We start from the raw sequence: 26,376 nt of genomic DNA, 5'->3' as shown, positions 1-26,376 counted from the left end.
TGGTCCTACCCCCGTGCTTTTTGTTGCACGGGACCCATGGGTGCAACCGGCACCCGGCTTTCCCTGCGCCCTCTGATCTCGAGGAGGGTGGAAAGTGAATCAAAGCTCGGACGCAACGCGCCGCGAGAATGCGGACTCGCATCCTCACACTGTTTGAAATTTAAACTAGAACCCATCCCCGTCATTGCGAGCGCAGCGAAGCAATCCATACCTCCGCGCGTGGAGAGGTGGATTGCTTCGCTGCGCTCGCTTTGACGGCGTCGTCCTGGCGAAGGCCAGGACCCATAACCACAGGCTTTTGTCGTGTGCTCCGCTGCAACCGCTTGCTCGCGCCACGACATCTCGCTGTGGTTATGGGTCCCGTCTTTCGACGGGACGACAGTCGTAGGATGGGTAGAGCGAAGCGAAACCCATCCTACGAACTGCGCCACTACAACCTCCCGTGGTAATGCTTGGCTCCATTCCGCGCGAGCCGCTGTTGCGGGGTGCGGCTGATGTGCTATCTCCGGTGGTGTTCGAATCTTCGCCCCCTACCATAGTGCGGGCTCAGTAATGCGTAGTTGGTTTCCTCGAAGAAAAGGACTCGGCTCGTGTTACGGATGCGGTACGTGGTGGTGGTCGGCGTGCTCATGGCGTTGAACGGAACGGATGCTTTTTCGGCCGACATTGCAAGGCTGGTCGTGAAGGCGCCGCCGGCGCCGTGGACCTGGAGCGGCTTCTATATCGGCGGACATTTTGGCGGAGGCTCTGGCATCACCCATGTCGGTGATCCCTACGGTCCGTCGATCTATGGCGACGACATCCGTACGCCGAAGGCCCTCATCGGCGGCCAGCTTGGCTACAACTGGCAGCAGGCCGGATCGCCGTGGGTGTTCGGCCTCGAAGCCGACGTGTCCGCCGTCGATGCCGACGGCACCAACACCTGTCTCGCCTATTCCGGCCTGTTCGTCTCGGCGAACTGCCGTATCCAGCAGGATGTGATGGGAACCATCACCGGGCGGGTCGGCCAGGCCTTCGGGCCGGCCGGTCACTCGCTGGCCTATGTGAAAGGCGGCGCCGCGTTTCTGTCGAGCCGTTTATCGATGACGACCAACGCTCTCGATTTCTTCGGGCGGCCGGAAGCTTCGGTGAACGCCAATGCCGTGCAGTGGGGATGGACAATCGGGCTCGGTGTCGAACACGCTCTGGCACCGGCTTGGTCGATGAAGCTGGAATACGACTATGCCAATTTCGGGAGCCGCGACATCGCGACGCCGCTTGGTGGTTTTCAGACGGTACCGCTCGATCCAGCCAGCCTGGTCGAGACCGCTGGTCTGCCGACGGCAGTCCGGCAGGACAGCCATGTCGTCAAGCTGGGCGTGAACTATCGCCCTGGTGCGGAAGCATCGCGCGGCTGGGACAATCGGCCCGCCGCTTTGCTGACGGCGGCGCCTTCGGTCTCCGGGTGGTCGGCGGAAGTCGGCGCGCGTTACTGGTACAGCAGCGGTCGCTATCAGAACGATCTCGGCATGAGCACAGATCAGCCGCTGCAGAACGCGCTGATTTCACGGCTCACCTATGAGACCACAGGGCACTCCGGTGAGGTGTTCGGCCGGGTCGACAGTCCGGCCAGGGTGTTCCTGAAAGGCTTCGCCGGCGGCGGCGGGCTGACATCCGGCCACATGAACGATGAGGATTGGCTACCAACCTATCGCGACACGGCCATGGCCTATTCGAACACATACCAGGGCAGGGTCGAGGGCACGATTGCCTATGCCACGCTGGACGTTGGATACACCTTGCTGGAAACGCCGGGCGCGAAACTCGGGGCGTTCGCAGGCTATAATTTCTATCGCGACCGCAAGGACTCCTATGGATGCGCGCAGATTGCGTATCCCGGCGGCGGTGTGATTTGCGCCGTTCCGTCGCCGACCACCGGGATCACAATCTCGCAGTCCGAAGACTGGCACTCTCTGCGCGTCGGTGTGAACGCGATGGTCACGATTGCCCCCGGGCTCAAGCTCACGGCCGATGCGGCCTATTTGCCCTACGTCTCCGTTTCCGGTCTCGATACACATTACTTGCGTTCTGACGAGTCGTCGCCCTATTCCCCGGCCAACGGCACCGGGCGCGGCATGCAGCTCGAAGCCGTGCTGACCTATGACGTGACCGAGCGCTGCGTCGGCGTCGGCGGCCGCTTCTGGTCGATGTGGACGACCGATGTTCTCACCAGGGGATTCGGCAGTCCGTTTCCGACGTCGGTCCTCCCGATCCGTGCCGAACGCTTCGGCACGTTCCTGCAGTCATCCTACAAGTTCAATGCAGTGAATTAGAGCGTTTTCGAGCGAAGTGGATACCGGTTCGCGTGAAGAAAACGCGTCAAAACAAGAATCTAGAGCTTCGGTTCTGATTCAATCAGAACCGAAAATGCTCTAGGAGTACTGAGAAGATCGTGCCGACCTGTCAGTTGCCGTACAGATAGTTCGGCAGCCACAGCGTCAGGCCGGGCCAGATATACATCAGCACCATGCAGATGATGACGATCAGCATGTAGGGCATCATGCCGGCGAAGATCTGGTTCAGCGTGACGTGTTTCGGCGCCACGCCCTTCAGATAGAAGGCCGACATCGCAACCGGCGGCGACAGGAACGCCGCCTGCAGGTTCACGAACACCAGGACGCCCCACAGAACGGGATCGATGTTGAAGTGCTTCAGCATCGGCAGGAAGATCGGCACGAAGATCACGATGATCTCGGTCCATTCCAGCGGCCAGCCCAGGATGAAGATGATCGCCTGCGACAGGATCATGAACTGGACCGGCGACATCTTGAGCGACAGCACCCAGCTCTCCAACAGCGCCTGGCCGCCGAGGATCGCGAACACCGCTGAGAACAGCGCCGAGCCGACGAACAGCCAGCACACCATCGAGGTGGTCTTGGCGGTCAGGAATACCGCTTCCTTGGTGCGCTTCCAGTCCAGCGTCCGCGCCTGGAACGCCAGCAGGAAGGCGCCCGCCGCGCCGACCGCGGCCGACTCGGTTGCGGTCGTGATGCCGAACAGGATCACGCCCAGCACGACCACCGTCAGGATGCCGAGCGGCATCACCGAGGTGATGAGCAGCCGCAGCACCTCGAACTGCTCGGCCTCCATGGTCCAGTAATAGTAGAGAAGCAGCAGGCCGCAGATGCCGGCGATGAACGCGAAATAGGTGTAGAACTCCGGCGGTGGTCCGAGCTCCGCTGGTGCCGCGATGGTCTTGCCTCGCAGCTCGGCGCTGCCCATCTGCTCCAGCACTTCCGGCTCGTTCTTCGTGGCGGCCTCCGACCGGCTGGCGCCGCCGCCGAGCTCCTCGAGTTTCTCTTCCGTGCTGTCTTCCGCAGGCTGGGCGCCGGCGCCAAGCGGCTGAAGCGTCTCCTGCGCGCGCTGCTGCTGTTGCTGCGCGGCGACCGGGACTTGCGGCTGAACATCCGGCTGCTGGTGAATCACGACGTACCACCACGCAGCCCACAGCGTCGCCAGCGTCAGCACCAGCGGCACGAGGGCGTGGCCGAGATTCGTCAGCAGCATCGAATAGGTGACGCGGGTGCCGTCGACGCTGGCGTTGACGGCCCTTCCGGGCATCAGCACCGCCGCAAGCAGCGCCGGCAGCATCTTGCGCGAATAAGACTGCTGCAGCTTGGCGATCCAGGGCCGCACCGGAACCTTGGTTTCGCTCTCGGGAAGCTTGGGCGCGATCTTTGGATTCAAGAGCGCCCAGCCGACGATGTAGACCAGATAGAGGAAGGCGAGGAAGAAGCCGGGAAACATCGCCGCGGCGTAGAGCTTCACCACCGACTGCCCGGCGACCGCGGCGTAGACGATGATCATCACCGATGGCGGGATCAGGATGCCGAGCGTGCCGCCGGCGGTGATGACGCCGGACGCGAGCTTGACGTCATAGCCGGCCTTCAGCATCGGGTTGAAGGCGATGACGCCCATCAGCACGACGACCGCGCCGACCAGGCCAGAGGCGATGCCCCAGAATGTGCAGACGATCAGTGTCGCCACCGCGAGCGAAGCGGGCAGGCGGCGGAACGCGAGCTGGATCGAATAGAACATCTTGTCGACCAGCGCGCCGCGCTCCATCACGTAGCCCATCAGCACGAACAGCGGGATCGAGATCAGAACGTCGTTGGTCATCGCGCCATAGGTGCGCTGGACCATCAGGTCGAAGATGTGATTGTCGCCCCAGGCCTCGCCGCCGCGGTGATAGGCGAAGAAGCCGAAGAACATGCCGAGGCCCATCAGCGTAAACGCCGTCGGGAAGCCCATCATGATGACGATCACGATGAGGACGAGCATCAACAGGCCGACTGCCGGATCGCTCATCGTTGCAGGTCCCCGCCCATGCCGCGCTGCCGCGCGCTTTCCTCGATGTCCTGCGCATGCGCGATCGCGGCCTTGCGCGATTGTTCGTCGACATATTCGCTGTGCGCGAGCTGCTCCTCGACGACGTCGATCTCGCTGACGTCACGGAGCCGGTCGGGCCAGGCGCCGGTCCTGAGGCACATGATGCAGCGCGCGATCTCGGCGGCGCCCTGCAGCAGCACCAAGGCTCCGGCCAGCGGGATCATGAATTTGAAGTGGTAGACCGGCGGGCCGTCGGCGGTCACGTTGGAATGCTCGTTGATGCGCCAGGAATCGAGCGCATAGTCCCAGCCGGCGTAGACCAGCGCCGCGATGCCCGGCAGGAAGAACGCGAAATACAGCACGAGGTCGAGCGAGGCCTGCAGGCGCGGCCGCATCGAGCTATACAGGAAATCGCCGCGGACATGGGCGTTCTGCGCCAGCGTGTAGGCGCCGGCGAGCATGAACAGGGTGCCGTACAGCATGTTGGAGGCGTCGAAGATCCAGGCTGTCGGCATGTTGAGGATGTAGCGCTTGAAGACCTCGGCGCAGACGAGGCCCATCAGGGCGACAACCAGCCACGCCGCGGCCTTGCCGGTCCAGGTGCTGATGCCGTCGATCATGTACAGGAAACGCTGTGCGTTCATCTGCGTTCGCTATCGGCCGTTTTCGGAAGTATCGGGTTGGTGTAGAGACAGCGGAAGCGCCATCCGGGGTTCGGTGTCCCCGGATGACGCTTTCGGTCGTGCGCGGCGCCCGCTCAGGTCTTCTTCTTGGCGTTCGGGCCAAAATAGTGGTTGTAGGCCATGCGGCGGTTGACCACCGTGTCGTTCTCCCACTGCGTCGCGCGCTTGGCGAAGGCGAGCTGGGATTCGACGATCTCCTTGAACAGCGCGTTCTCGGCCGACTTCTTCTCGACCACCTGGTCGTAGATCTCGAGCTGCTTCTGCAGGATCGAGTCCGGCGTCTTGTAGAACTTGACCTTGTCCTTGGTCTGCATCTCCTCGTAGTCCTTCGAGTAGCGGTCGATCGCCTTCCAGCTCATGTCCTGGCTAGCCGCGTCGACCGCGTTGGAGATGATGGCCTTCATCTTGTCCGGCAGGGCGTCGTACTTGGTCTTGTTGAACATAATCTCGAACTGCTCGGCGTTCTGATGGTAGCTCTGCAGCATGCAGATCTTGGAGACGTCGGTGAAGCCGAGCACGCGGTCGGAGGTGGCGTTGTTGAACTCGGCGGCATCGAGCAGGCCGCGGTCCATCGCCGAGACGATTTCGCCGCCCGGCAGCGCGTTGACGGCGGCGCCAAGGCCGGTGAACACGTCGATGGAAATGCCGACGGTGCGGAATTTCAGGCCCTGGAAGTCCTCCACCTTGGACATCGGCTTCTTGAACCAGCCGAGCGGTTGGGTCGGCATCGGCCCATACGGGAAGGAGACGACATTGGCACCGATCGAGGCGTAGAGCTTGGCGAGCAGCTCCTTGCCGCCGCCATACTTGTGCCAGGCGAGCAGCATGTTGGCGTCCATCGCGTAGCCGGGACCGGAGCCCCACAGCGCCAGCGCGGTCTGCTTGCCGTAGTGATAGACCAGCACGCCATGGCCGCCGTCGAGCGTCCCCTTCGAGACGGCGTCGAGCAGGCCGAAGGCCGGTACCACGGCGCCGGCGGGAAGCACCTCGATCTTAAGGTCGCCGCCGGTCATGTCGTTGACCTTCTTTGCGTAATCGAGCGCGTATTCGTGGAAAATATCCTTGGCCGGCCAGGTGCTTTGCCAGCGCATGTTGATCGGACCCTGCGCGCTGACGATGGTGGGCGCTGCAACGCTTGCTGCTGCGCCTGCGGCCGCAACCTTCAGGAAGCGGCGGCGACTGGACGTACTGCCCTTGCTGGATTTGGTCATGGTTTCCTCCCTGCCATTTTTTGATCGCGATCGTTGGAGATCTGCTTTTTTAGGAAGGAAGACAAAGGCGTGCGCAGCGGTTTGGCAAGAACGTTCCCGACGATGCGACGCTAGGACGCGGGGGCCGGTGAAGACTGTATGCAGCCTATTTCTTGAGCGCGGCTATGACCGCTCCGCCGTCCGCGCCCGCCGGCCCTCGATCGGATAGGCCGGATCGTTGTAGCCGGGCGTGGAAGCATGCCCACTCACCACAAGCCCATCGATCAGCGCCTCGTCTTCGGCGGTGAAGCGATAGTCGAGCGCGCGAACGTAGTCGTCCCATTGCGCTTCGTTGCGAGGACCGGCGATCACGGCGGAGACGAAGGATGAATTCAGCACCCAGGCGACCGCGAACTGCGCGGCGGTGATGCCGCGGGCCTCGGCATATTGCTTGATCTCCTGCGCAAGCCTCAAGGATTCCGGCCGCCACTCGGTCTGCATCATGCGCTTGTCGCTGCGGCCGGCACGGCTGTCCTTGTCGGGGGTAGCATCGGGGCGATATTTGCCGGTCAGGACGCCGCGGGCGAGTGGGCTATAGGGCACCACCCCGAGGCCATAATAGCCGCAGGCCGGGAGATGCTCGATCTCGGGCATGCGGTTCATCGCGTTGTAATAGGGCTGGCTCACGATCGGGCGGTCGAGGCCGAGCCGGTCGCAGATGTTGCAGATCTCGGCGAGGCGCCAGGCGCGGTAGTTCGAGACGCCGAAATAGCGCACCTTGCCCTGCCTGATCAGGTCGCCGATCGCGCGCACGGTCTCGTCCAGCGGCGTCGTGTGGTCTTCCTTGTGCAGGTAGTAGATGTCGATGTAGTCGGTGCCGAGCCGCTTCAGGCTCGCCTCCGTCGCCTGCAGCACCCAGCGTCGCGACAGCCCCCCAAAATTGGGATCGTCACCGATCTGATTGGCGAGCTTGGTGGCGAGGATCCAGTTCTGCCTGTTGTTGGATATCGCGCGGCCCACCACCTGCTCGGAGTTTCCGGCGTTGTAGGCATCGGCAGTGTCGATGAAGTTGACGCCGGCTTCGCGCGCCTTTGCGATCATCCGCGCCGACGTTGCCTCATCGGTCGGGCCGCCGAACATCATGGTGCCCAGGCAGATCGGCGAAATCTTCAGGCCGCTGCGGCCGAGTTGACGGTACTGCATCGTCTGCTCCTCCGAACCCGGATGTTAAGCCTACTCGCTCTTCAATATCTTGAACACGCCGTTCGCCATGGCGATGCAGCGTCTGTCGACGGTCACTTCCGTGGTGATGAAGATCAGGCTCCTGGTCGACCGCACCACGCGCGGCTTTGAGATCAAGGTTTCGCCGATCTTGCCGGCCTCCACAAAATGCGTGTCGAGCTGCACGGTCGCCAGCGTCGGCCTGCCCGAGACGTAGCGGGCGGTCATGCCGCAGGTGCGGTCGGCGAAGGTCATGATCACGCCGCCTTGTACCAGGCCACGGCGATTGTGATGCTTGTCCTCGGTGATCAATGCATATTCATGCTCGTCGCCGACGAGGCGCTGCCACAGCGGTCCGACCAGATGCAGGAAACCGGATGTATCGACGATCTTCCAGCCGTCGGATTTGAGCTTTTCCGCAGGCGGTTTCGTCATGTGATGCTTTCCGTCCGGCAAGGCGTGATAAAGTCGTGATACCAAGTCATTTCATCGAACGCGGGACTGTTGTAGTCAAGAGTCAATGGCCCGCACATTTGACGATGCCACCCGGCGGAATATCGCAGAGCTCTGTACGGCATTCACGCGCCTGCCGGATGACAGCGCGCCGCTGCTCAAACGTGCGGCGGTCGCAATCGCGCTCACAAGAGGCGAGGGCGAGGAGACCGCATTCCTGCTCACCCGCCGTGCGGCCAGTTTGCGCAGCCACAGCGCGCAATGGGCGCTGCCCGGCGGACGCTGCGACCCTGGCGAGACCCAGGCGGAAACGGCGCTCCGCGAGCTGCACGAAGAGCTCGGCCTCCGCGTCGATGATGCTGATGTGCTCGGCGTGCTCGACGATTATCCGACCCGCTCGGGCTATCTCATCACACCGATCGTGGTGTGGGTCTCGACCCGGGCGCCGATCGCGCCCAACCCGGACGAGGTCGCCTCGGTCCATCGCATCACGCTGCAGGCGATCGAGGCGGAGGATGCGTTCAGCTTCACTACCATTCCCGAAAGTGTCAGGCGCGTGATCCGCTTCCGCCACGCCGGCCAGCACATCCACGCGCCGACGGCCGCCTTGATCTATCAGTTCCGCGAAGTGCTGGCCGGCCGCGACACCCGCGTCGCCGATCTCGAACAGCCGGTCTTCGCCTGGAAGTAGGCAGCACTCAGCCGTCATTGCGAGGAGCGCAGCGACGAAGCAATCCACATCTCCACGAGTGGCGCGATGGATTGCTTCGCTCCGCTCGCAATGACGGGCGGCTCAGCCATCAGAAGTCTGGTTGCTGATGCCACTCATTTGAGTGACAATGCCGCCATAACAACAAACGTCAGGGGAGGCGTTCGGACATGCTGTCCTGGAAGAAACGACTTTGCGCCGTCATCGCCGCACTTGCTGTCGGCGCGGCATTTCACACCGCGCAGGCCCAGGATTATCCGAACCGGCCGATCACGCTCGTCATCCCCTTCGCGCCCGGCGGCAGCACCTCCATCGTCGGCCGCGGCATCGCCGAGAAAATGAGCGAGCTGCTCGGCGAGAAGATCGTGATCGACAACCGTCCCGGCGCTGGCGGCACGGTCGGCACCAAGGCGGTCGCCAAGAGCGATCCCGATGGCTACACGCTGGTGCTCGGCTATACCGGGACGCTCGCGATCGGCCCGTCGCTCTACAAGAAGGCGGGCTACGATCCGCGGAAAGATTTCGCGCCGATCGGCATGATCGGCAATGCGCCGAATTCGCTGGTCGTGCATCCGTCGTTCCCGGCCAAGAACGTCGCCGAGCTGATCGCCTACGCCAAACAAAATCCCGGCAAGATCAGTTTCGGGTCGGCCGGCGCCGGTACCGCCAGCCACATCACCGGCGAATATTTCGCGCGCAGCGCCGGCATCTCGCTCGTGCATGTTCCCTACAAGGGGACGGGCCCTGCGCTGGTCGACCTCATTGGCGGGCACATTCCGATGGCATTTGCGCCGATCCCGGCCTCCCACGCCAATGTCAGCGCGGGGACATTGCGCGCGCTCGCGGTGACGAGTTCGACCCGCTCCGATCTCCTGCCCGACGTGCCGACGATCGCCGAGGCCGGTGTTCCCGGGTTCGACGCCTCGCTCTATTACGGCCTCGCCGCGCCGGCCGGCACGCCACGGCCGATCATCGACAAGCTCAACAAGGTGCTGCGCGATGCGCTCGCCTCGGACGAGGTGAAGCGGCAATTGGGCTCTGATGGCACCGAGATCACGCCGGGTTCGCCAGAGGATTACACCGACTTCATCGACAAGGACGAAAAGAAGTGGGCGCAGCTCGTGAAGGCCAGCGGCGTCGAGCCGGAGTGATAGGGTGACTTTGCAGGAGTCCTTGCTACAAGAGAGCGATGCGCCTGCCATTGATTCGCTGTTTCCCCGGATTGGTCGCGCTCGCGCTGTTCGCGAGCGCGCCGGAGGCCGTGGCGGTCGAGGCTGCCAGCCTTTCGGCATCCACTGCGGATGCGATGGCGCAGGCCGCGACGCCGCAGGCAATCGCCGAATATCGCCGCAAGCTGCGGGAATATCAGGAAGCGCGCGCCGCCTTCGACGAGGAAGCGGGCGCCTACTGGAGCGCGATCGCCGAGAAGCGCCGCACCCGCAACGCCAAGCGGCGCGAGCGGCAGGCGATCGCGCTCGATGATTACGTGCTCGACCAGCCGCCGGTCTATACCGGGCCGAAACGGCCGGTGAATCCGGAACCGGAAGAAGAGGAACCGTCGCGTCCACGCAGGACCATTCCTGTCGTCGCCGATTTCCTGAAGGCTGCCGCCGAGCAGTTTCAGTTCACGCCGCAACGGCCGGCCACCGAGATCGAGTTCAAGCGCGCCTACGCCCGCTACGCGCTCGCGGCCGGCTTGACGCGCGAGCAGGCGGTGCGGGTCTATTCGTTTGAAACCGGCGGCAGCGGCAATCACGATATGCAGTCGGGCTACCGCGGTCCGGGCACAAGGGCGATCTCGACCGCAATCGGCTACAATCAGTTGCTCACCACCAACACCGTCGAGTTGATCGCCCAGCAGGGCCCTGAGTTCATCAAGGTGCTGACCCAAAAGGCCGCCACGCTGTCCGGTCCCGCGCGCAAGGCGATGGATCACAAGCTCGCGGTGCTGAAGAAGATGGTCGCGTTCGCACGCACGGTGCCGGACGACTGGTCGGCGCATGAGCGGCTCGCGAGCACGCCGCAGGGCTGGGCGGTCCATTCCATGGTGCTCGATGTCGACGTCGGCCCGATGCTGCAGACCCACAAGCTGCTGACATCAGTCATCTTCGCACGGACCAAGGGTTACACCCGCCCGCTGACCGCGGCCGAGCTCGAGATGATGAATCTGACCGGCGACGGCACCGGCTACGACATGGTCACGATGCCGCAAGCGATGCGCGAGAGGGTGCCGACGTCGAACTTCTTCCAGCGCGGCGGCTACGAGCGCAACCCGGTCGCGATCCGCCACAACACGGTAGCAAAGCTGCTCGCGGTCACCGACGAGCGGATGGATTTCAACAGCAACAAGCCCGGCGCCAAGGAATTGGCCTCGGTGTTTTAGCGTCCGCGGGCCGTAGCCTCGGGCCGTAGGGTGGGCAAAGCGCAGCGTGCCCACCTTTCTTGCACCGACCGTGGATGGTGGGCACGCTGCGCTTTGCCCACCCTACGAAAGCACGCGCCGCCTAGTTCGATCCGAACATGAACTTGCCGTCGCCCTCGAGATAGGGGCCGGAGCGCATGTAGAGCTGGCCGTTCTGGCCGACGAAGAACAGCGTGCCTCTCGGCACCTTCTTCGCGCCCTTGAGCAGCAGGCCGGCATTGTTGGTCCCCATCTTGTAGGCGAGGGTCGAACCGTCCTTGCCATAGGCGTAGCCCATGTCGGACTTCAGCTCCCAGGGCGCGGGCGATGCATCCTGTGCGAGTGCGGGAGCGGTCAGCGTCGTCAGCGCCGCTGCCATCAAAAAGGTCGCCATCAAAAAGGTCGTCGTCAAAAAAGTCTTGGCCTGAAATCGAGTCATGATCATCCTCCCCAGTCGTCGCTGCCGAAACCGGCGCCCTTGTCTTGAACAAATCACGAACGCCATTATTCCGTCAATACGACGGAAGTCGTCGTGCGGCATCACGTGCATCCTGCGGGTTTGTGATTTCCTGCTTCGCGACTATGTTGCCGTTTCCATCTACAAACGCATGATTGCGAAAAGTTTGATAGGGATGATTCGAATGACCCCCGGCATGAATATCGGTTTCGGTATTGCGCTCTCGCTCATGACGATGGCCACCGCGGCTTATGCCGACGAATTCAAGCTCTCCAACAACCAGCGCATCGCCTGCAGCCGGGGATTGTCCGCCGGCAAGCTCAACACCGCGACCTGCAAGTCCTACGCCTATCTGTTCAACACCAAGACCTCGGAATACTTCCGCTGCCAGGTCTCGCTGGCGCTGACGCGTGACAACAAGGAGGTTATCAACGTGCAGGCCGATGGCGGTTGCACCAAGCGGCCGCGCATCTTCGACACCGATGGCAATTACTCCTTCGACGCTACCGAAACCGAACCGCCGAACACCAACTCGTTCTTCGGTCCCGGCGGCTATTCGGTCTGGGCCAGCGACAACAACGTGCAGAAGGTGCGAGGCTGCATCACCATCTCCTCCGGCCTCGGCTCGGATATCTCGAAATGCATCGACATGACGTTCCAGTGAGCCTCTGGACCGTCGCAGTGAACGTCACGATTTCGATTCCGCGCTCGCAGCCGGGGAAGGCCGCGAGCGGGCGAATTTCTTTACCCCCATCGGCTTGCCGAACAGATAGCCCTGCACCAGGTCGAAACCGACCGCATGAGCAGTGAGGAAGTCGGCGCGGGTCTCAACGCCCTGGGCAAGCGCCCGCGCGCCATGGTCGTGGGCGAGCTCGACGACATGTTTGCACACGGTCTGCTTCAGCCGGTCGTCGGCGGCGCCGGTGACGAATTGATGATCGATCTTCAGTTCGACGAAGGGAAAGCTCTTCAGCCCCATCAGCGACGGCCACTCGGTGCCGACCTGGTCGACCGATATTGCGATGTTGTGGAACCGCACCTGCCGCGCCACCTCGATCACGAGGTCTAGGTTCTCGATCACCTCGGCGCTTCCCATCTCGAGCAGCAGGCCGCCGAAGGCGGGGTGCTGCGGCACGCGACGGCATAGTTCGCGCACGGCTTGCGGATCCCTCAGGAACGACACCGGCAGGTTGATCGAGAGGTCTACCGGTCCTTTCTGCTCCAGCAGATAGTGCCAGTCCTCGATGGCGCGACCGACCACGAATTCGGACAGCGCATGGAAATGCGGATCGCTCTCATCGGGAATGAAATAGGCCGGCGGCACCACGCCCCAGGCCGGATGCCGCATCCTGACCAGAGCTTCTGCGCCCGCGGGCACCAGCGTGCGCAGGTTGATCCTCTGCTGGTACCACAATTCGAGCCAACCGGCTTTGAGCGCCTCTGCCACATCGACCGCGGGGCTCGGCGCGGGCTCCTGTGGCAGCAGCATCGCGACGCTGTCGCGCAGCGTTCCTGCGCCAAACGGCGTCGCCAGCGGCGGCAGCATGGCTACGCCGTATTCTTCGCCAATTTGCCTGACCGCTTTTACCATAATCGACTCGGGCGGGCCGATGACGAGAACCTTGCCGGCGAAATTCTTCCTGACGAGAACCTCCAGAATCCTGCCGACCTCGATCCCGTTGACCGAGACACCGAGCACAAGCAGGTCGGGCCGATGCGCGTCCAGCGCGCCATCCAGTTCGGTGGCCTCGCCGCACTCCGAGGTGATGAACCCGAGATCCTCGAGAGCATCAGAAAGAAAGGTACGAAGGTGCTTCTTGCTATCTGCGACGCAAGCCCGCGGCGTCAATTTGCGATGACCGAACCAGCCGGGTCGTGCGTATTCCTTGGGGTTGATGTGATGCATGCCCGCCCTCTCCCGCGATGTCGATTTGACTCGTACATCTCAGTGGCGGCCTTAATCTGGAAATTTGAGGACCCTCCCTGCAAATCCCCATGAATGCTTAGGTAGGGTTAAAGAGACAAATGAAGCTAAAATTGTAATTAAAAATCGAAGCAGATGAGGCCATCGCCGGCCGCAAATGCCGTGCTCCGACGCCATTCGGTCCGAACTGCTCGCGAGGCGATTGCAATGGTGCGCCGCCGCGTCGTTTCGCGGCGGCAGCACGCGTTAATGTCTGTGGTTGTTTATCGTTGTCGCCGTGATCGATTCCCGTTTTGAGAATAGCATTCACGTGATCGATGCTGCTCCTATCGTCCCTCCGGCTCGATGCCGATCTTAGTGCCCCATGCGCGCCGAAGCCGGGTGACCCGGCACCTTGAAGCGTTTGCCGGTGTCGCTAACCTTCCCACCATCGACTTTCAGGATCGAGAAATCCTGGGTCAGGTAATTTCCGGCGAGGAGGTACTTGCCATCCGGCGTGAACGCGACCGCCTCGGGCAAGCCACCGACCTCGATGTCCTGAGTCTTGGTCACCTTCTTGCCGTCGATCTTCAGCACCGTGAGGGTGCCGTTCTTGTGATAGTAGTACGCGTTCTTCATGTTGGAGCCGCGCAAAATGGCGGCGACAGCGAGATCTCCCTTCGGCGAAATCGCCAAGCCCTCGGGACCGTCGCCGACCACCACACGATCGATGATGCGCGGCGGGTTGGCTTCCGATCGATCACGCTCGTGGTGTCGACGCTGCCGTCGGATGAGCCGGCGCCGCCATTGTCGGACGTCAGTGCGAGTTTGCCATTTGGCGTCACCGCAACATTGTATGGCCATTGGCCCGTCGGCAGATCGACCTTGTTGTAGGTGACCTTGTCTCCGGCAATATCGAGCACCGAGACCTTGTGTGCGGGGAAGCGGACAGCAAGCGCCCGCTTGCCGTCCAGCGTGAACGCCACATGGGCGACGCTGTCGGGCAACGCAATCGTATCGGTGACCTTGACGTCGCTCCCATTGATCGAGAGCACGCTAACGGAATTGTCGCCGCGATTGGCGACCAACGCCATCTTGCCGTCCGAGCTGATGCTGAGCCCCGAGGGCTGCTTGCCGACGGTAACAGTCGCTGCCAGCTTCGGCGGGTTGGCCTTGAGATCGATGACATAGACCTTGTTGTCCGGCACCTGCTTCAGCGCATCGCCGTCCTTGGTCACATCGACAGAATCGGCGACGAGAGCGATCGAGCCGGTCGGGTCGATGTCGAGATTGACCGGCGGTCCCACCACTGAATTCTTCAGCGGCAGGGAGGCGACAGTCTTGGGATTTTCGGGATTGGCGAGGTCGAGGATGAGAACCTGGTCCTTGCCGGGCACCGACAGGATCGGTTTTCCATCGTCATCCCATAATAGCTTCTCGTCGAGACCGACGATCATGAAGGGTTTCGCATGGACAGGATTGAAGGCGAGATTGCAGAGCAGGACTGCAGCTCCCAAAGATAGTCCGACGGCGCGGTAAGCAGGCATTGGCGTTCTCCCGGTTGCGCCGGCCACTGGCGGGCCGGTTTCGCGCAGGGAAAATTAAGCAGGGAACACGATCGTTGCCAATGACCAAACTGACGTGCGTATTGGCGCTCGGCTCTATGCGTCGTTTGGATGGGTTGGCCGACGCGCCCCGTCCGGTCCATTTCCCGGCCGGGGGCACATCGGGCGTCTCATATCCGCTCGGCGTCGCTATCGTCACTCCGGCTTGATGCCCGCGAATTTGGCGACCTTGCCCCATTTCTCGGTCTCCGCCAGCACGTAAGCCTGCATGTCTTCGGCTGAGCCGCCGACGGGTTCGGCGCCGAGCTTGCGCAGACGCGCAATCCCGTCCTCGGTCCTGAGGAATTTGGCGACGCTCGCGTTGAGGCGGTCGATGATCTCCTTCGGCGTCTTCGCAGGAGCCGCGATCGTAAACCAGGAAGCGGCCTCGTAGCCGGGCACGCCCGCTTCCGCGATTGTCGGAAGGTCAGGCAATAGCGGCCAGCGCTTGGAAGTAGATACCGCAAGCGGACGGATCTGTCCGGCTTCGGCGAAGGGCTGCGCGGCGGGGAGGTTGTCGATCATCAGATGCACGCGGCCGGTGATCAGGTCGGTCAATGCCGGTGCGCTGCCCTTGTAGGGCACATGCGTGATTTCGACGCCCGTCATCGAGCGGAACAACTCGGTCGAGACATGGGCGGTGCTGCCGAGCCCGGGCGTGCCGTAGAACAATTCGCCGCGCTTCGACTTGGCATAGTCGATCAGTTCGGCGACCGACTTCACCGGCAGCGAATTGGTGACCGAGCAGAGATTGGGCACCCGCGCGATGATGATGACCGGCGCAATATCCCTCAGCGGATCGAACGGCATGTTCCTGAACACGAACGGATTGATCGCATGCGTGCCCGGCGTGCCCATGAGGAAGGTGTAGCCGTCGGGATCGGCCTTGGCGACGGCGTCGGCCGCGATGTTGCCGCCCGCGCCGGTCTTGTTCTCGACGATGAACTGCTGGCCGAACTCCTCCGAGACCTTGGCCGCGACCACGCGGGCCAGGATGTCGGTGGTTCCGCCGGCGGCAAACGGCACCAGGAGCTTGACCGGCCGCGTCGGCCATTCGGCGGCGCGCGCCAGGTGCGGCAGCAGCGATGTGCCGGCAAGCGCGGCGGTGCCACGCAGCAGAGAGCGGCGGCTGAGATTTGACGAAGCGACGGTCGAAGAGGGCATTTGAAAGTCCTTGAGCGATGCGGAAGGTTAGGCGCCGAAAAACCGAGCGGCGCACGATGGCGCCGCTCGGCGGGTGGTCAGGAATTCTGGTTGGGGCGCGTTATAGCGTTTTCGAGCGAAGTGGATGCCGGTTCGTATAGCAATCAAGTTTACGCAGATTGCGTAGACTTATCTGCGCAGAAAACGCGTCAAAAAAGCTAGCCGCCGATGCCCTTTTCCTTGAAATACTTCAGCGCGCCGGGATGGAACGGGATCGGGGAGCGATCCTGCCGCTGGTTGTCGAGCGAGAAGCTTTCGGCTTCCTTGTGCACGGCGACGATATCGGCCTTCTTTTCCACCAGCGTCTTGACGATCGTATAGGCATCGTCGTTGCTCATCTTGTCGCCGGTGACAATGAGGTTCCAGACCTCCGTGATGGAGTTGTCCTTGTCATAGCCCGGATACGCGCCCGCCTTGATCGTGCTGGGCGAATAGAGCTTGCCGTATTTGGCGTTCATCTTCTCGGCCAGGTCGCCATGGTCGATCAGTTTCATCTTGATGCCGGGGGTCGCCGCCAGATCGGTCACCGCCGCGGTCGGAATGCCGCCGACCCAGAAGAAGGCATCGATCTTGCGGTCCTTGATGGCGTTGACGGATTCGGCAACGCCGAGCCGCTCGCGCTTCATGTCCTTGTCCTTGTCGAGGCCGGCGGCTTCGATGACACGGAATGCCATCACTTCGGTGGCGCTGCCGGGCGAACCCGTCGAAACGCGCTTGCCCTTGAGATCCGCCATGGACTGGATGCCGGTCCCTTCGACGGTCACCACATGCATGCGGTTCGGATAGACGACGAGGAGGGCCTGCAGCGGCACCTTGCTGTTCTTGAACTTGTCCTGGCCCTGCAGCGCGTCGAGCGCGGCATCGGCCATGGTGAAGCCCATTTCGCTCTGCCCGGTGCCGATCAGCTTGAGATTGTCGACCGAGCCGCCGGTGACCTCGGCGGTGGCTTGCACGTTCGGAAGGTTCTTCGAGAGCACGTTGGCGACCGCGCCGCCGAGCGGATAGTACACGCCACCGGTGCCGCCGGTGCCGATCGACATGATCTTCTGCTGCGCATGGACGATGCCGGCAAAGGCGAGACCGGCCGAGATCGTCACAGCCAGTATCGCCACGGTCTTTTTCAGTTTCTTCATCCTGTCACTCCCTGATTAAATCGTAAGCGCCGGTTCCTTCGGCGTCGGTGTTCTCGCCTGCCACAGCAGCACGCCGAGGCCAATGATCAGGCCCGGCACGTAGGTGTAGCTGATATCGCGGCCGATCATCCATTCGACGATCGCCTCGATCAGACTCGGAAACACCAAGAGCAATCCGGATAGCAGAAGCAGGCCGCGTTCGATCGGCGTAGTTTGTCGCAGTGCCCAGTTCTGGGCAAACGCGGCAAGCGCGAGTAGCCCGATGGTCGCCTTGATCGTGATTTCGAGGATATCGACCCACGAGCCGCCTTTGGGAATCGCCAGCAGGAGACCGACGCCCTGTGGATCAAGCACGAACACGAACGGCACCAGGAAGGCGGGCAGCGTGTATTTCCACGATTGCAGCGTCGTGCGGTAGGGATCGCCGCCGGTGATGGCGGCAGCCGCGAACGGCGAGAGCGCTGTTGGCGGCGACACCTCCGACAGTACGGCGTAGTAGAAGATGAACATGTGCGCGGCGTAATCGGGTACGCCGAGCTTGATCAGTGCCGGCGCTGCGATCACGGCGCAGATGATGTAGGAGGCGGTCACCGGCACTGCGAGGCCGATGATCCAGACGATCAGCGAGGTATAGATCGCGGTCAGCAGGAGACTGCCGCCGGCATAGCTGATCACGATCGACGAGAATTTCAGGCCGAGACCCGTCAGCGTCACGATGCCGACGACGATGCCGGCGCATGCGCAGGTGGTCGCGGCATTGAGCGCGCCGATCGAGCCGTCGGCCAGCGCCTTCACCAGCTTCGAGGGTACCAGCGCCGTTTCCTTCCGCAGGAAGCTCAACGCGAAGGTGACCACGACGGCGTAGAACACCGACAGTGACGGCGAATAGCCGATGATCATGAACACGACCACGGCGGCCAATGAGACGAAGTGAAAGCCGTAGCGCTTGGTCATCTGGCCGAGCGTCATCTCCGGCTTGAAGTTGACGTCCTTGGCACCGAATTTGCGGGCGTCCAGTTCGACCATGAACAGCAGCGACATGTAGTAAAGGCAGGTCGGGATGGTCGCCATCCAGATCACGTCGAGATAGCTGATCTTGAGAAATTCGGCGATCAGGAAGGCGGCCGCGCCCAGCACCGGCGGCGACAGGATCGCGCCGAGGCCGCCGGCCGCCAGCAATCCGCCGGCGGCGTTTTTCTCAAAGCCTGCTTTGGCCAGCATCGGATAGGCCACGGTGCCGATCATCACGGTGGTGGCGACGCCGGAACCCGAGGGGCCGCCGAGCAGGAACGACGACAGCACGACCGTCCGTCCTGCGCTGTTCGGCTTGCCGCCCATCAGCGCCAGCGAGAAGTCGATGAAGAATTTCCCGGCGCCGGATTGCTGCAGGAATGCGCCGTAGATGGTGAACAGGATGATCAGCGTGGCCGACACATCGACCGCGACGCCGAAAATGCCTTCCAGGGTGATGAAGAGATGGCCCACCAGGCGGGACAAATCATAGCCACGGTGGGTCCACGGTGCCGGCAAATGCGGACCGAGCATCGCATAGGCGATGAAGAACAGCGACACCACGGGCATGATGGGTCCGGTCGTGCGCCGCGTCGCCTCGAGTAGCAGCACGATGAAGACAATGCCGACGATGACATCCAGGTGGTCGGGCGTGGTGGCGCGGTCGGTGAAATCCTCGCCGCCCCACAGCGCATAGACGATGGTTGCGACCGCAACGATGCCCGGCACGATGTCCCACCAGCGTACGCGGTTGCGAAACCGGGTAGCCAGCGGAAACAGCAGGAAGCTCAGCACCAGCGTGAAGGCGACATGGGTATAGCGAAGTTCCTGGGTCGGAACGATCGCGTAGGCGGCATAGAGGTGGAACAGGCTCATGACCACCGCGATCGTGGTCGAAATGCGTCCCGCCCAGCCCATCAGGCGGTTGGTCGCGCCTTCCTCAGCCTCAACGAAGGTTTCCGCTTTTTGCAGCGCCTCCTCGGAGATGGCGACGACGTCGTCATTGGGCGACGATTTGCCTGACGGTCGGCCTTCTGTGGTCATGCTTCCCCCGGTACGCTCTCTGTAGCCCGGCTGGATGGCCGGGTCTTGGGCGGCGCATTCATGCTGGTTTGGGGGAAGCGTTGCAAGGGGCATCGCGCCTGCGACTTTCGGATGATACATGCGGCGTATGCATCGGGCACTTCAGCCGGATTGGGTTGACCGCGGGCGCGCGTCCGGCCAATTTCCCGGCAAGGGGAATACTCATGAATTCCAGGTTGGCGGCTGCCGCATTCTTGGTCGGCGCCTGGCGCGCCGGCCTGTAATCCTTAGCCCGGATAAGCGAAGCTGTGATTTGGGAGCGCCAGGCCCCGGATTACGCTTCGCTTCATCCGGGCTACAACACGAATAGCAAGGGAGAAACCAATGGATCGGCTCAAGGGCAAAATCGCGATGGTGGTCGGCGCCGGCTCGATCGGGCCGGGCTGGGGCAATGGCAAGGCGACCGCCGTCACCTTTGCCCGCGAGGGTGCCAGCGTGTTCTGTGTCGACCGTAACGCGGCTGCCGCGGAAGAGACGGCCGGCATCATCACCGGCGAGGGCGGCAATGCGACCGCGTTCACCGCGGATGTCTCGCGTGCGGCCGACGTCGAGGCGATGGTCGCGGCATGCCTCAAGACATACGGCCGCATCGACGTAACAGACAACAATGTCGGCATCGCCGAGATGGGCAGCGTCGTCGAGGTGAGCGAAGCGGAATGGGACCGCGTGTTCGCCGTCAACCTCAAGAGCGCCTATCTTGCCATGAAGCACGTGATCCCCGTGATGCAGAAGCAGGGCGGCGGCTCGATCATCAACATCTCCTCGATTGCCTCGATCCGCCATCTCGGCATTTCCTACGTCACCTACGCCACCACCAAGGCGGCGATGAACCAGATGACGCGCACCACCGCGGTGCAGTTCGCGCGCGACCATGTGCGCGTGAATGCGATCCTGCCCGGTCTGATGAAGACGCCGATGGTGGCGCATTCCGCCGGCCTCGCCGCCAGCTATGCTGCCGGCGATGTGGACGAGATGTGGCGCGCTCGCGACGCGCAGGTGCCGATGGGCCACATGGGCGACGCCTGGGACGTCGCCAACGCCGCGCTGTTCCTGGCTTCGGACGAATCGAAATACGTCACAGGAATTGAACTCGTCGTCGACGGCGGCGTGACGCTGAAGGTGAGTTAGCGCGTGGTGCCGTAGGGTGGGCAAAGCGAAGCGTGCCCACCATCCACGTTCGGTGCAAGAAAGGTGGGCACGCTTCGCTTTGCCCACCCTACAAATTCCCGTTACGCCTGCGCGCTCAATTCCGCACGGTCGAGTTCTTCCTCGATCAGGTGAAACGCATCATCGCCGATCTCCTCGGATTCACGCAGCGTCAAGAGCGATTGCCGGGCGGCGCTGATCGCGCGGCGTCTTAAGGGGTCGGCGGGAAGCTCGCTCGAGGTGACGCCGCCGCTTGGATCGGTCTCCGCGCGCATCAGGAGCGCGCGGTACTCCAGCCTGAGGATTTCGGCCTCTTCGGACGGATCGCTGTCGATCTCCTCCAGCGCGGCGCGAAAGGCGATGGCGCGGGCGCGCGCTGCCTCGGCCGTCACCGGGTCGTCGTCCTTCAGACGCAGCGCCAGGATCAAAGGCCGCAGGGTCAAGCCCTGGATCACCAGCGTTCCAAATACCACAGAAAAGGCGGTCAGCAGGATCAGGTCGCGATACGGAAAATCTTCCGGCAATGCAAAAGCGGCCGCCAGCGTGACGATGCCGCGCATGCCGCACCAGGAAACGACGATGCCGCCCTTGACCGTCGGCGGCGGCGCGGCGCGGTGGGGATGAAACAGCCCCCACGCCACCAGCCGCCTGACGACGGCGCCATAGCTCATCACCCAGCCGATGCGCGCGAGGACGACGGCCGCCAGCGCGCTTGCGGCAAAGATGCAATATTCCACGCGCACGACCTCGTCGAGCCCGGCCCAGATCGGCTTGAGCTGCATGCCGATCAGCATGAAGGCGAGCACGTTGAGCACGAACACCACGGTCTCCCACACCGCGTAGGACGGCACGCGTAGTCGCGCCGGCGTCCGCGCCGGTGCAGTACGCGCCATGGTGATGGCGAAGACGACGATGGTGAGGATGCCGGACAGGCCGATCCGCTCGGCGATGATCCACGCCATGAACGTGCCGCCGAACTGGGTGATGATCGCGCTCGGCGCGTGAGCGATTCGGCGCGTCAGCAGCATCGAAAGCCGGGCGAAGAGATAGCCGGCGATCAGGCTGCCGATCACCGCCAGCACGAGCGACGGCGCAAATTCGCGCAGCTTCAGGTGTTCGACTGCCACAGTGCCAACGGCGACGCGATAGATCAGCAGCGCGCTGGCATCATTGAGCAGGCTTTCGCCCTCGAGGATCTTCAGCAGCCGATAGGGCAGCTTGACCTGGCGCAGGATCGCGACCGCGGCCGCCGCATCCGGCGGAGCGACGATGGCGCCCAATGCGATCGCCGCGGCCCATGGCATGTCCGGCCTCAGCCAATGCGCCACCAGCGCGACGGCGGCGGTCGTGGTGCCGACCGCAGCGAGCACCAGCATCGACACCGGCAACCAGTTGTTGCGGAGGTCGCGGAGCGACGTATCGAATGCGGCATCGAGCAGCACAGGTGCCACGAACAGCGCCAGCGCGAGGCCGGGTTCCAATGTCCAGGATGGCCCCGACGGCAGGAAGGTCAGGAGCACGCCGCCGACCGCAAGGAAGGTCGGATAAGGCACGTTGATCCGTCGCGCCACCGCCGACAGCGGAATGGCGACGAGCAGCAGGACGATGGTCCATTCGAAGGTTGACACGCGTCAAATTCCTGTTGGCAGTCATTGGCTAATCTAGCATGAGTTTGCGAGCCCATGAGCAAGCGCGGAAATCGCGACAAATCTCCCGCTGGTGCGGGGTACGCGTCGTTTGCTACCATTGGCTCGAGATCAAGAATTCCTACCGGACCAATCGATGCAATCCTGGCTCTTCATCCGACGCGTCATCGTCGCGTCGAGCCTTTGCATGGCGCTCGCCCAGCCTGCATTTGCAACCAGCGTAGAACCGCTCAAGGATGTGCAGGCCGATCCCGCGCCATGCCTCACTGCTGCCGGCGCTGACGATAACGATAAGGCCGTCGATCTCTGCACGGCGCTGATCGACAACGAAAACACCGCCAAGGCCGATCGCGTCAAGGCGCTGATCGCGCGCGGTGACGCCTATGCCCGCAAGGACATGGTCGACCGCGCGATCTCCGATTACGACGCCGTGCTGAGGCTGGATCCGACGCTCGCCGATAGCTTCAATGCGCGCGGCGAGCTCTGGCGCAAGAAGGGCGACCGGCCCAAGGCGCTCGCTGACTTCGGCGCAGCGATCAAGCTGAACCCGGATCACGCCGCGGCGCGCGCCAACTACAAGTCGCTGGCGCTGGAGCTCGAGCGCCTCGGCGCGCTGATGGCCGTCGCCGGCAAGCCGAGTTTCAATTGCGCCAAGGCGCGCCGCACGGTGGAGAGGGCCATCTGCGCCAGCCCTGATCTCGCCGACCTCGACCGCGAGATCTTTGCGGCAAATGCCAGGGCGGTCCGCGAGGCCGAGAATCCGCGTGCCGCCCGCGCCCTGCAGCGCGAGCAGGACGAATTCATCGCCCGCCGCAACGCCCAGTTCGGCCGTCCCGGCTATGACCTGCCGACGGCGATGAAGCGGCGGCTGCAGAAGCTAAACGGGGTCGACGGGTATTAGCTGCGGCCGCTGGCTGAATGGAGCGCTCTTTTCGGCTTGAATCGTGGCCGCTGTCCGTGACAATGCGGTCAAAGACGATGAACTAGCCGCTTGCGTCATGCCCGGCCTCGTGCCGGGCATCCACGTCCTTCCCGGCTGAGGAAGCAACGCGTGGATGGCCGGGACGAGCCCGGCCATGACGGGGAGAAAGACCGGGAGGAACGCCATGAACATTCACAACAGCCGCTATCACGAGATCCATGCACGCTCGCTGGCTGATCCCGATGGTTTCTGGAGCGAGGCGGCGCGGGAGATCGATTGGATCGAGCCGGCCAAGAAGGTTTTCGATCCCTCGCTCGGCGTCTATGGGCGCTGGTTCACCGGCGCCGTCGTCAACACCTGCTACAACGCGCTCGATCGCCACGTGCTCGGCGGCCGCGCCGACCAGGTCGCACTGATCCACGATTCCCCACTCACCGGCAGCATCACGAAATTCACCTATGCCGGGCTTCTGAAGGAAGTGCAGGCGCTCGCCGCGGTCATGCAGGATTTCGGCGTGACCAAGGGTGACCGCGTCATCCTCTATATGCCGATGGTGCCGGAAGCGGTGGTGGCGATGCTGGCCTGCGCGCGGATCGGCGCGGTGCACAGCGTGGTGTTCGGCGGTTTTGCCGCAAAGGAATTGGCCAGCCGCATCGACGATGCCAAGCCGAAGCTGATCTTTTCGGCGAGCTGCGGCATCGAGCCCGGCCGCATCGTGCAGTACAAGCCGCTGCTCGACGAGGCGATCAAGCTTGCCAGCGCCAAGCCGGAAGCCTGCATCATCCTGCAGCGTCCGCAGCATGGTTGCGAGCTCACCGCGGGCCGCGATCACGACTGGGCCAGCTTGAGCCGCGCCGCACTCGATGCCGGCAAGGCCGCGCCTTGCGTCCCGGTGCTCGCGACCGACCCGCTCTACATCCTCTACACCTCGGGCACGACGGGAATCCCGAAGGGCGTCGTGCGCGACAATGGCGGGCATCTGGTCGCGCTCAAATGGTCGATGTTCAACCTCTATGGCGTCAAGCCCGGCGAGGTTTGGTGGTGCGGTTCCGACATCGGCTGGGTGGTCGGCCACAGCTACATCGTTTACGGCCCGCTGTTCCATGGCGCGACCTCGATCATGTATGAAGGCAAGCCGATCGGCACGCCCGATGCCGGCGCGTTCTGGCGGGTGATCTCCGAGCACAAGGCGGTTGCGTTCTTCACCGCGCCGACTGCCTTCCGCGCCATCCGCAAGGAGGATCCGGAAGGCAAGTTCATCCGGCAGTACGATCTGGCAAATTTCCGCACGCTCTTCCTCGCCGGCGAGCGCGCCGATCCGCCGACGGTGGAATGGGCGGAGGCACAATTGAAGGTACCGGTGGTCGACCATTGGTGGCAGACCGAGACCGGCTGGTGCATTGCCGGCAATCCGGTGGGGCTCGGCATGCTGCCGGTCAAGCATGGCTCGCCGACGGTGCCGATGCCGGGCTATCAGGTCGATGTGGTCGATGAAGCCGCAAGGCCGATGCCCGCGGGCACCATGGGCTCGATCGTGATCAAGCTGCCGATGCCGCCCGCCTGCCTGCCGACGCTGTGGCAGCAGGATGAGCGCTTCAAGGAATCTTACCTCTCCGAATTCCCCGGCTATTACAAAACGTCGGACGCCGGCTACAAGGATGAGGACGGCTATGTTTGGGTGATGGGGCGCACCGACGACATCATCAATGTTGCCGGTCACCGGCTCTCCACCGGCGGCATGGAGGAGATCCTGGCCTCGCATCCCGATGTCGCCGAATGCGCCGTGCTCGGCGTCAAGGATGCGATCAAGGGCGAAGTGCCCTGCGGTTTCCTGGTGCTGAAGGCCGGCGTCAGCCGCCCGCCCGCCGAGATCGAGAAGGAGATCGTGGCATTGGTGCGCGAAAAGCTCGGCCCGGTCGCCGCCTTCAAGCTCGCGATCACGGTCGGCCGCCTGCCGAAGACGCGCTCGGGCAAGATCCTCCGCGGCACCATCAAGAAGATCGCCGACGGCGAAAGCTGGACCATGCCGGCCACGATCGAGGACCCCAAGGTGCTCGACGAGATCGGCGACGCGCTGAAGGGAAGGGTGTGACGGTTGGATCGTCATGCCCGGGCTTGACCCGGGCATCCATCAAGATCAGAGAAGCCGCCATCTTTTCGATGGATTGCCGGGTCATCCCCGATCAGGTCGGGGACGGGCGCACGGCAATGACGAAAGAGGGAAACCACGTATGCGACGTTACTTCGCCCGAGCCCATATCGCGCTGTTCCTAGTCGCGCCACTGCTCGCCGGCTGCCTCGAGCGGAGATCGGCGCCGCTGGCCGACGCCGCGGGCGATGACGACGCCTTCTGCCGCGCCAACAATGTCCAGCAGGGCTCGCCCGAATATGTCGCCTGCCGCAAGGACCGCGACGTCCAGCGGCAGCACGCCGAAGCGCGCGCCGACCGTCGTCAGCGCAATCTTGGCGAATACATGCTCAACAATCCGGTGAGGCCATAAGCAGAGGAGGAACGTCATGAACGAGGACGTCTTCAACGAAAGCCTGCGCCGATTCCTGAAGCGCGTCGGCATCACCTCCCAGCGCGAGATCGAAAAGGCCGTACGCGACGCGATCGAAGCCGGCCGCCTCAAGGGCAACGAGAAGCTGACGGCGAAAATGACGCTGACGATCGACGCCGTCGGGCTCAAGCACGAGGTGACGGAAGAAATCGCGCTCGGATGAAGCCAGCGAGCAGCTATGGAGGCCGCTCGAAGCAAGGCAGTTGAAATGGAGCCGGGCCTGTGCAAGCCCCGGGCTTTCTGAATTGATACTGTTTTGGCCTTCGAACTACGACGATGAGCGTGGAAATCGAGTTTCCGCTTGAATTCTTGGTGGCCGGAACTCCCGTTTCCCTATCCGCCAAGCGCCGGGAGTCAGTGGATCAATGGAAGGCGCGCGTTATTGATGCGACGCGAGCGGTCCTGCCGGAGGGGCATTTCGCGACGGAAGGCCCGGTCGCGGCAACATTGTTTTATTTCCCCGCTGCCGAGATGGCCGGTGATATCGACAACATTGTCAAGCCTGTGCTTGATGCATTGGGTAAGCATATCTACGTGGATGATCGGCAGGTCCATCGGGTTCTGGTTCAGAAGTTCGAACCTGGAAACGTCATCGGATTTGGGACTCCTAGGCCGTGTGGACTCTTGGGATTCTCAAATCAGATTGAACGTGATTCAAGGCTTTCTTTTAGGAGGAAGCCTT

The 26,376-nt window shown here is 63.0% G+C and carries 24 protein-coding genes; 11 read left to right on the top strand and 13 right to left on the bottom strand.

What is annotated here, in order from left to right:
• Positions 1 to 599: 599 nt before the first annotated feature.
• Positions 600 to 2,312 (top strand): outer membrane beta-barrel protein, encoded by a 1,713-nt coding sequence (locus AAFX91_RS20220; RefSeq protein ID WP_394567606.1) that lies wholly within the window; start codon positions 600 to 602, stop codon positions 2,310 to 2,312.
• Positions 2,313 to 2,442: 130 nt separating this feature from the next.
• On the opposite strand, the gene AAFX91_RS20215 is transcribed toward AAFX91_RS20220, so the two are convergent.
• The 5 genes from AAFX91_RS20215 to AAFX91_RS20195 form a co-directional block, all read right to left on the bottom strand.
• Positions 2,443 to 4,347, bottom strand: coding sequence for a TRAP transporter large permease subunit (locus AAFX91_RS20215; RefSeq protein WP_394567604.1), 1,905 nt, complete (start codon positions 4,345 to 4,347; stop codon positions 2,443 to 2,445).
• Positions 4,344 to 5,012 (bottom strand): TRAP transporter small permease subunit, encoded by a 669-nt coding sequence (locus tag AAFX91_RS20210; RefSeq protein ID WP_394567603.1) that lies wholly within the window; start codon positions 5,010 to 5,012, stop codon positions 4,344 to 4,346. The genes AAFX91_RS20215 and AAFX91_RS20210 overlap by 4 nt, the downstream gene beginning before the upstream one ends.
• Positions 5,013 to 5,125: 113 nt before the next feature.
• Entirely contained in the window at positions 5,126 to 6,262 is a 1,137-nt protein-coding gene (locus tag AAFX91_RS20205; RefSeq protein ID WP_394567602.1) for a TRAP transporter substrate-binding protein, read from the bottom strand.
• A 162-nt stretch (positions 6,263 to 6,424) separates the two neighbouring features.
• On the bottom strand, positions 6,425 to 7,444 hold the full coding sequence (locus tag AAFX91_RS20200; protein WP_282526605.1) for an aldo/keto reductase: 1,020 nt from the start codon (positions 7,442 to 7,444) through the stop codon (positions 6,425 to 6,427).
• 30 nt (positions 7,445 to 7,474) lie between these two features.
• A complete protein-coding gene (locus AAFX91_RS20195) occupies positions 7,475 to 7,897 on the bottom strand; it encodes a PaaI family thioesterase (RefSeq protein WP_394567600.1) in 423 nt (140 codons plus the stop codon).
• Positions 7,898 to 7,982: 85 nt separating this feature from the next.
• On the opposite strand from AAFX91_RS20195, the gene AAFX91_RS20190 reads away from it, so the two are divergent.
• From AAFX91_RS20190 to AAFX91_RS20180, 3 genes are all read left to right on the top strand, one after another.
• Positions 7,983 to 8,606 carry an NUDIX hydrolase gene (locus AAFX91_RS20190; RefSeq protein WP_394567599.1) on the top strand — a complete coding sequence of 208 codons (624 nt, stop codon included), beginning with the start codon at positions 7,983 to 7,985 and terminating at the stop codon, positions 8,604 to 8,606.
• 188 nt (positions 8,607 to 8,794) lie between these two features.
• Positions 8,795 to 9,775 carry a tripartite tricarboxylate transporter substrate binding protein gene (locus AAFX91_RS20185; RefSeq protein ID WP_282526607.1) on the top strand — a complete coding sequence of 327 codons (981 nt, stop codon included), beginning with the start codon at positions 8,795 to 8,797 and terminating at the stop codon, positions 9,773 to 9,775.
• A gap of 38 nt (positions 9,776 to 9,813) precedes the next feature.
• Entirely contained in the window at positions 9,814 to 11,007 is a 1,194-nt protein-coding gene (locus AAFX91_RS20180; RefSeq protein WP_394567598.1) for a hypothetical protein, read from the top strand.
• Between the two features lie 121 nt (positions 11,008 to 11,128).
• Here AAFX91_RS20180 and AAFX91_RS20175 read toward each other — a convergent pair whose 3' ends face one another.
• Positions 11,129 to 11,404 (bottom strand): hypothetical protein, encoded by a 276-nt coding sequence (locus AAFX91_RS20175; RefSeq protein WP_394567605.1) that lies wholly within the window; start codon positions 11,402 to 11,404, stop codon positions 11,129 to 11,131.
• A gap of 262 nt (positions 11,405 to 11,666) precedes the next feature.
• On the opposite strand from AAFX91_RS20175, the gene AAFX91_RS20170 reads away from it, so the two are divergent.
• On the top strand, positions 11,667 to 12,146 hold the full coding sequence (locus AAFX91_RS20170) for a hypothetical protein (protein WP_028168237.1): 480 nt from the start codon (positions 11,667 to 11,669) through the stop codon (positions 12,144 to 12,146).
• 24 nt (positions 12,147 to 12,170) lie between these two features.
• Here the strand turns inward: AAFX91_RS20170 and AAFX91_RS20165 are convergent, their stop codons facing one another.
• The 6 genes from AAFX91_RS20165 to AAFX91_RS20140 all read right to left on the bottom strand — a co-directional run bounded on the left by AAFX91_RS20165 (position 12,171) and on the right by AAFX91_RS20140 (position 19,380).
• Positions 12,171 to 13,388: an EAL domain-containing protein gene (locus AAFX91_RS20165; RefSeq protein ID WP_130583495.1), complete on the bottom strand. Its 1,218-nt coding sequence runs from the start codon at positions 13,386 to 13,388 to the stop codon at positions 12,171 to 12,173.
• A 372-nt stretch (positions 13,389 to 13,760) separates the two neighbouring features.
• Positions 13,761 to 14,024 (bottom strand): beta-propeller fold lactonase family protein, encoded by a 264-nt coding sequence (locus AAFX91_RS20160; RefSeq protein WP_394567597.1) that lies wholly within the window; start codon positions 14,022 to 14,024, stop codon positions 13,761 to 13,763.
• A complete protein-coding gene (locus AAFX91_RS20155; RefSeq protein WP_394567595.1) occupies positions 14,021 to 14,932 on the bottom strand; it encodes a YncE family protein in 912 nt (303 codons plus the stop codon). The genes AAFX91_RS20160 and AAFX91_RS20155 overlap by 4 nt, the downstream gene beginning before the upstream one ends.
• A 213-nt stretch (positions 14,933 to 15,145) precedes the next feature.
• Positions 15,146 to 16,153 carry a Bug family tripartite tricarboxylate transporter substrate binding protein gene (locus AAFX91_RS20150; RefSeq protein WP_394567593.1) on the bottom strand — a complete coding sequence of 336 codons (1,008 nt, stop codon included), beginning with the start codon at positions 16,151 to 16,153 and terminating at the stop codon, positions 15,146 to 15,148.
• Between the two features lie 197 nt (positions 16,154 to 16,350).
• Complete coding sequence (locus tag AAFX91_RS20145) at positions 16,351 to 17,325, bottom strand: TAXI family TRAP transporter solute-binding subunit (RefSeq protein ID WP_130583497.1); 975 nt, start codon at positions 17,323 to 17,325, stop codon at positions 16,351 to 16,353.
• 15 nt (positions 17,326 to 17,340) lie between these two features.
• Positions 17,341 to 19,380, bottom strand: coding sequence for a TRAP transporter fused permease subunit (locus AAFX91_RS20140; protein ID WP_282526611.1), 2,040 nt, complete (start codon positions 19,378 to 19,380; stop codon positions 17,341 to 17,343).
• A gap of 363 nt (positions 19,381 to 19,743) precedes the next feature.
• On the opposite strand from AAFX91_RS20140, the gene AAFX91_RS20135 reads away from it, so the two are divergent.
• On the top strand, positions 19,744 to 20,547 hold the full coding sequence (locus tag AAFX91_RS20135; protein WP_130577441.1) for an SDR family NAD(P)-dependent oxidoreductase: 804 nt from the start codon (positions 19,744 to 19,746) through the stop codon (positions 20,545 to 20,547).
• 101 nt (positions 20,548 to 20,648) lie between these two features.
• Here the strand turns inward: AAFX91_RS20135 and AAFX91_RS20130 are convergent, their stop codons facing one another.
• Positions 20,649 to 22,193 carry a cation:proton antiporter gene (locus AAFX91_RS20130; protein ID WP_394567592.1) on the bottom strand — a complete coding sequence of 515 codons (1,545 nt, stop codon included), beginning with the start codon at positions 22,191 to 22,193 and terminating at the stop codon, positions 20,649 to 20,651.
• A gap of 205 nt (positions 22,194 to 22,398) precedes the next feature.
• Between AAFX91_RS20130 and AAFX91_RS20125 the strand changes: the two genes are divergently transcribed.
• The 5 genes from AAFX91_RS20125 to AAFX91_RS20105 all read left to right on the top strand — a co-directional run.
• Positions 22,399 to 23,112: a tetratricopeptide repeat protein gene (locus AAFX91_RS20125; RefSeq protein WP_165421005.1), complete on the top strand. Its 714-nt coding sequence runs from the start codon at positions 22,399 to 22,401 to the stop codon at positions 23,110 to 23,112.
• A gap of 205 nt (positions 23,113 to 23,317) precedes the next feature.
• Complete coding sequence (locus AAFX91_RS20120) at positions 23,318 to 25,225, top strand: propionyl-CoA synthetase (protein ID WP_394567591.1); 1,908 nt, start codon at positions 23,318 to 23,320, stop codon at positions 25,223 to 25,225.
• Between the two features lie 139 nt (positions 25,226 to 25,364).
• Positions 25,365 to 25,634 carry a hypothetical protein gene (locus tag AAFX91_RS20115; protein ID WP_394567590.1) on the top strand — a complete coding sequence of 90 codons (270 nt, stop codon included), beginning with the start codon at positions 25,365 to 25,367 and terminating at the stop codon, positions 25,632 to 25,634.
• Between the two features lie 16 nt (positions 25,635 to 25,650).
• Complete coding sequence (locus AAFX91_RS20110) at positions 25,651 to 25,857, top strand: DUF6494 family protein (RefSeq protein WP_130577446.1); 207 nt, start codon at positions 25,651 to 25,653, stop codon at positions 25,855 to 25,857.
• Positions 25,858 to 25,970: 113 nt separating this feature from the next.
• On the top strand, positions 25,971 to 26,376 hold a 406-nt coding region (locus tag AAFX91_RS20105; protein WP_394567589.1), incomplete at its 3' end, for a RusA family crossover junction endodeoxyribonuclease.

It is taken from the genome of Bradyrhizobium sp. 31Argb (genome assembly GCF_043638955.1).
GTDB lineage: Bacteria > Pseudomonadota > Alphaproteobacteria > Rhizobiales > Xanthobacteraceae > Bradyrhizobium.
The sequence above is the reverse complement of the archived record's forward strand: the minus strand, read 5'-3'. Positions and strand labels throughout refer to the sequence as shown.

Bases quoted from the DNA above. Each gene is read 5' to 3' on its own strand.
- AAFX91_RS20220 (WP_394567606.1), top strand. From the start codon at position 600: ATGCGGTACGTGGTGGTGGTCGGCGTGCTCATGGCGTTGAACGGAACG.
- AAFX91_RS20215 (WP_394567604.1), bottom strand. From the start codon at position 4,347: ATGAGCGATCCGGCAGTCGGCCTGTTGATGCTCGTCCTCATCGTGATC.
- AAFX91_RS20210 (WP_394567603.1), bottom strand. From the start codon at position 5,012: ATGAACGCACAGCGTTTCCTGTACATGATCGACGGCATCAGCACCTGG.
- AAFX91_RS20205 (WP_394567602.1), bottom strand. From the start codon at position 6,262: ATGACCAAATCCAGCAAGGGCAGTACGTCCAGTCGCCGCCGCTTCCTG.
- AAFX91_RS20200 (WP_282526605.1), bottom strand. From the start codon at position 7,444: ATGCAGTACCGTCAACTCGGCCGCAGCGGCCTGAAGATTTCGCCGATC.
- AAFX91_RS20195 (WP_394567600.1), bottom strand. From the start codon at position 7,897: ATGACGAAACCGCCTGCGGAAAAGCTCAAATCCGACGGCTGGAAGATC.
- AAFX91_RS20190 (WP_394567599.1), top strand. From the start codon at position 7,983: ATGGCCCGCACATTTGACGATGCCACCCGGCGGAATATCGCAGAGCTC.
- AAFX91_RS20185 (WP_282526607.1), top strand. From the start codon at position 8,795: ATGCTGTCCTGGAAGAAACGACTTTGCGCCGTCATCGCCGCACTTGCT.
- AAFX91_RS20180 (WP_394567598.1), top strand. From the start codon at position 9,814: ATGCGCCTGCCATTGATTCGCTGTTTCCCCGGATTGGTCGCGCTCGCG.
- AAFX91_RS20175 (WP_394567605.1), bottom strand. From the start codon at position 11,404: ATGGCAGCGGCGCTGACGACGCTGACCGCTCCCGCACTCGCACAGGAT.
- AAFX91_RS20170 (WP_028168237.1), top strand. From the start codon at position 11,667: ATGACCCCCGGCATGAATATCGGTTTCGGTATTGCGCTCTCGCTCATG.
- AAFX91_RS20165 (WP_130583495.1), bottom strand. From the start codon at position 13,388: ATGCATCACATCAACCCCAAGGAATACGCACGACCCGGCTGGTTCGGT.
- AAFX91_RS20160 (WP_394567597.1), bottom strand. From the start codon at position 14,024: ATGAAGAACGCGTACTACTATCACAAGAACGGCACCCTCACGGTGCTG.
- AAFX91_RS20155 (WP_394567595.1), bottom strand. From the start codon at position 14,932: ATGCCTGCTTACCGCGCCGTCGGACTATCTTTGGGAGCTGCAGTCCTG.
- AAFX91_RS20150 (WP_394567593.1), bottom strand. From the start codon at position 16,153: ATGCCCTCTTCGACCGTCGCTTCGTCAAATCTCAGCCGCCGCTCTCTG.
- AAFX91_RS20145 (WP_130583497.1), bottom strand. From the start codon at position 17,325: ATGAAGAAACTGAAAAAGACCGTGGCGATACTGGCTGTGACGATCTCG.
- AAFX91_RS20140 (WP_282526611.1), bottom strand. From the start codon at position 19,380: ATGACCACAGAAGGCCGACCGTCAGGCAAATCGTCGCCCAATGACGAC.
- AAFX91_RS20135 (WP_130577441.1), top strand. From the start codon at position 19,744: ATGGATCGGCTCAAGGGCAAAATCGCGATGGTGGTCGGCGCCGGCTCG.
- AAFX91_RS20125 (WP_165421005.1), top strand. From the start codon at position 22,399: ATGGCGCTCGCCCAGCCTGCATTTGCAACCAGCGTAGAACCGCTCAAG.
- AAFX91_RS20120 (WP_394567591.1), top strand. From the start codon at position 23,318: ATGAACATTCACAACAGCCGCTATCACGAGATCCATGCACGCTCGCTG.
- AAFX91_RS20115 (WP_394567590.1), top strand. From the start codon at position 25,365: ATGCGACGTTACTTCGCCCGAGCCCATATCGCGCTGTTCCTAGTCGCG.
- AAFX91_RS20110 (WP_130577446.1), top strand. From the start codon at position 25,651: ATGAACGAGGACGTCTTCAACGAAAGCCTGCGCCGATTCCTGAAGCGC.